At 67.4% G+C, this 3,987-nt stretch carries 4 protein-coding genes; 3 read left to right on the top strand and 1 reads right to left on the bottom strand.

Annotation, left to right across the window (positions count from 1 at the left end):
- On the bottom strand, positions 1-504 hold a 504-nt coding region (locus EB084_21210; protein NDD30783.1), incomplete at its 3' end, for a hypothetical protein.
- Positions 505-626: 122 nt separating this feature from the next.
- On the opposite strand from EB084_21210, the gene EB084_21205 reads away from it, so the two are divergent.
- From EB084_21205 to EB084_21195, 3 genes are all read left to right on the top strand, one after another.
- Positions 627-1,604 (top strand): HlyD family efflux transporter periplasmic adaptor subunit, encoded by a 978-nt coding sequence (locus tag EB084_21205; GenBank protein ID NDD30782.1) that lies wholly within the window; start codon positions 627-629, stop codon positions 1,602-1,604.
- On the top strand, positions 1,604-3,808 hold the full coding sequence (locus tag EB084_21200; protein NDD30781.1) for an NHLP family bacteriocin export ABC transporter peptidase/permease/ATPase subunit: 2,205 nt from the start codon (positions 1,604-1,606) through the stop codon (positions 3,806-3,808). The genes EB084_21205 and EB084_21200 overlap by 1 nt, the downstream gene beginning before the upstream one ends.
- Positions 3,805-3,987, top strand: a 183-nt coding sequence (locus EB084_21195; GenBank protein ID NDD30780.1) for a hypothetical protein, incomplete at its 3' end; no start/stop codon positions are given. The genes EB084_21200 and EB084_21195, both read left to right, overlap by 4 nt.

Here is a 3,987-nt window from a genome sequence, read left to right as displayed (position 1 = left end):
GCGCACGGCTGTGGGCCGTTCGAAGGTCACCAGCTTGCGGGTGGTTCTCGGCATCACGATGAGCTCGTAGGGCACGCGGTCGGGGGAGGTCGGGATGTCGGGCCATCGGCCGTTGAACAGCCCCGCGACGAGCACCTCCTGCGGCAGCGTCCACATCTTCTGGACGTGCACCGTGTCCGACCCGCTCCGCCCGATCACGGCCACGGCCATGCGTCGCTCGAAGTCGACGTTCGGCGGGCGCACCGACACGTCGACGTCGACGTGGGTGTCGTGATAGCGGTGCGCGGCGTCCCAGAACGCGCGCAGCGCTTCTGCGTCGCGCAGCACCACGATGCTCGGGCCACGTCCGTTCACGTGCAGGTCGTCGCGCGACGCGGCGCCACGCGTCAGCGTCTGGTACGGCCAGTAGGTAGGGGCTTCGGCATGGGCCGAGGGCGGGGGGGTCAAGGCGAGGAGCATCGCGCACAGCAGGGCGATGCGCCTCAGTGGGGAGAGGGCCGACATGGTCGTCGCACTTCTGCCTTCTCACGCCCCTTCCTCCCCCGTTGCCTGCTGCGAGCTGCGGCGCGGGGGGCGCTGAACCTGCCAGAGGAGAACGCCAGCGATTGATCGTACGACATGGTGACATGTCTGATGATTCCCAATCGGGCACCCAGAGCCGCATCTTCCGCAAGGTCGCGTTCGAGCGCCTGTCGTCTCCGGATCAGATCGATTCGCTCATGCACGTGACGGCTCCGCGAGGCTGGCTCGCCCTGTTCGCCATCGCAGGGCTGGTTCTCATGGCCCTCCTCTGGAGCTGGTTCTCCCACATGCCGGTCAAGGTCGGAGGGACGGGCATCATCCTCCGAGGGCATGGCATGCAGAAGATCTTCTCCCCCGTGTCCGGCGTGCTGCGCGAGCTCTTCGTCAAGAGCGGTGAGATCGTCGAGGCGGGTCAGTCGGTCGGCTTTGTCATCGAGGGCGACTCCTATCGTCGCATCCGCGAGCTCGATGGCATGATCGAGGCACGCACCAAGCGCATCTCGGGGGTGCCTGCGGCGGAGCGCGCCGCGCTCGAGGCCCAGAATGCGCGTGACCTCCAGGCGCGGGCCGACGTCGAAGCAGCGGCGCGGACCCGAGGGGTGATTCAGGCCCCGTACCGCGCGCAGGTGGTCGAGGCCCTGGTCGACCGCTGGGATCGTGTGCAGGTGGGCGATCTGGTCTTGTACCTCGAGCCCACCGACCGCCCCCAGGTCGCACTGCTCTATGTCTCCGCCAGCGACGCGGGGCGCGTGTCGCCGGGCATGCCCGTGCAGCTCTTCCCTGACAGCGCGCGGCGTGAGGAGTATGGCTGCATGCTCGGCCGTGTCGAGCAGATCAACCAGTACCCGTCGAGCGTCGAAGATCTGCGACGCAAGTTCGGCAATGACCAGCTTGCCGCGGCGCTGCTCACGGCGCGAGCGCCTGTTCAGGTCACGGTGTCCCTGACGCCCGATCGCTCGACGCCGAGCGGATACGCGTGGTCGACGCGGAAGGGGCCGCCCTTCGACATCCGCACCGGTACCCTCTGCACGGGGTCGGTGGTGACCGGTTCGAGGCGCCCCATCGATCTGGTGCTTCCCTGATGACTGTGTCGTCGCCTCCGCCGGGTGGGGCCGCCCCAGCGCCTCGTCGGCGACGGGTGGGAACGCCCACCGTGCTTCAGATGGAGGCGGTGGAGTGCGGGGCCGCATGCCTGGCCATGGTGCTGGGGGCGTTCGGGCGCTTCGTGCCGCTCGAGGGGCTCCGTGCCGAGTGCGGGGTGTCGCGAGATGGCAGCAAGGCATCGAGCCTGGTGCGCGTGGCGCGCCGGTACGGCCTGAAGGCCGACGGCTGGAAGAAGGAGCCGCATGAGCTCCACGGGCTGCCGCTGCCCCTGATCGTGTTCTGGAACTTCAACCATTTTGTCGTGGTGGAGGGCTTCGCCCGGGATCGGGTCTATCTCAACGATCCGGCGACCGGGCCCCGAACGGTGTCGCTCGAGGAGTTCGACCAGTCGTTCACGGGGGTCGTGCTCACGTTCGAGAAGACCGAGGCCTTCGTTCCCGGGGGGCAGCCCTCGAAGCTCCTGTCCTCGCTCGCATCTCGGCTGCATGGCAGCCGCGTCGACCTGGCATACGCTGTGATGGCGGGGCTGCTGCTGGTCGTGCCGGGGCTTCTCGTTCCCGCTTTTGCACGAACCTTCGTCGACGTGGTCCTCGTCGGGGAGCACGGTGAGTGGCTCGTTCCGCTTCTGCTGGGCATGGGCCTCACGGCGCTCCTGCGCGCGGCGCTCACCGCGTTGCAGCAGGGCTGCCTCGCGCGTCTGCAGACGCGCATGTCGGTGAGCGCCTCGAGCACATTTCTCTGGCATGTGCTGCGCCTACCGATGGAGTTCTTCTCTCAGCGATATGGGGGCGAGGTGGCCAATCGCGTGGCCATCAACGATGACGTGGCCGAGCTGCTCACCGGACGTCTGGCCACGACGTTCCTGAGCCTGGTGACGGTGCTCTTCTACGCCGTCCTCATGATGGGCTATGATCCGCTGCTCACCGTCATCGGCATCGGTATCGCCTGTGTCAACGTGTTGGCGCTGCGGGTGGTCTCACGGATGCGCGTCGATGCCAACCGGCGGCTGCTGCAGGAGCAGGGGAAGCTCTTTGCCACCTCTCTCGGAGGTCTACAGATCATTGAGACGGTGAAGGCAAGCGGTTCAGAGAGCGATCTCTTCGCCCGGTGGGCGGGCCATCAGGCCAATGTGGTCAACAGTGCACGTACTCTTGGAGACCTCGATCGCTTCCTTGGATTCATCGCGCCGCTGCTCTCGTCGCTGAACATCGTCACCATTCTGGGGATCGGCGGGATGCGCGTGATGCAGGGAGAGATGACCGTCGGCATGCTCGTGGCGTTTCAGAGCCTGATGGCCAGCTTCAGCGGTCCCTTTGCCGACATCACTTCGCTGGGCGCCCGTCTTCAGGAGATGGAGGGCAATCTGCAACGTCTCGACGATGTTCTCGCCTTCCCCGTAGACCCCGCGCGCGAGGGGGCCCCAGGGGCTGCAGCCGTCCGCCTCGAGGGAAGCCTCGAGCTGCGCGACGTCACCTTCGGGTACAACCGTCTCCAGCCACCGCTGGTGAGCGGCTTCTCGCTGCGCCTCGAACCGGGTTCACGGGTGGCGCTGGTGGGCGGATCGGGCTGCGGGAAGTCGACCCTCTCCCGCATCGTCGCGGGTCTCTACGCGCCGTGGGAAGGAGAGGTGCGCTTCGATGGCCGGCCGCGCGCGGAGCACGCCCGCCTCAGTGTGACCGGATCGGTGGCGTTCGTAGATCAGGAGCTCTTCCTCTTCGAGGGAACGGTTCGCGACAACATCACCATGTGGGACGCCGATGTTCCCTTGCAGCAGGTTCAGGAGGCGGCTCGCGACGCGTGCATCCACGACGACATCTCCGCCCGTCCGGGAGGCTACGAGAGCCCAGTCGAGGAGGGAGGCGCCAACTTCAGCGGGGGGCAGCGCCAGCGTCTCGAGATCGCGCGTGCGCTGTGCCTGCGACCGTCGGTGCTCGTTCTCGACGAGGCCACCAGCGCCCTCGACGCGATCACCGAGAAGCGCATCGACGACAACCTGCGCAGGCGCGGCTGCACCTGTGTCATCGTTGCCCATCGCCTGAGCACGATTCGCGATTGCGACGAGATCATCGTGCTCGATGCCGGAAGCGTGGCGCAGCGCGGAACCCACGATGCGCTGATGGCGGTGGATGGCCCCTACCGACGCCTGTGCGCGTCTGACCTGCAGCCCGAGGAGCTGGCGTGAGCAGCGAGGGCGTCGACACGGCACGCGTCCTCGCACCCACGGCCGGCGCTCCCCTTGCTTTGCGCGCGTCTGGCGCCTGGCTGGTGCTCGAGGGGGCGATCGATGTCTTCTCCACCGATTTCGCGCAGGGAAGCCCGCGCGGTTCGCGCACCCCCGTCATGCGCATCGAGGCGGGAGAG

Source organism: Pseudomonadota bacterium, assembly GCA_010028905.1.
Classification (GTDB): Bacteria; Vulcanimicrobiota; Xenobia; order RGZZ01; family RGZZ01; genus RGZZ01.
This window is presented reverse-complemented; position numbering and strand designations above follow the sequence as displayed.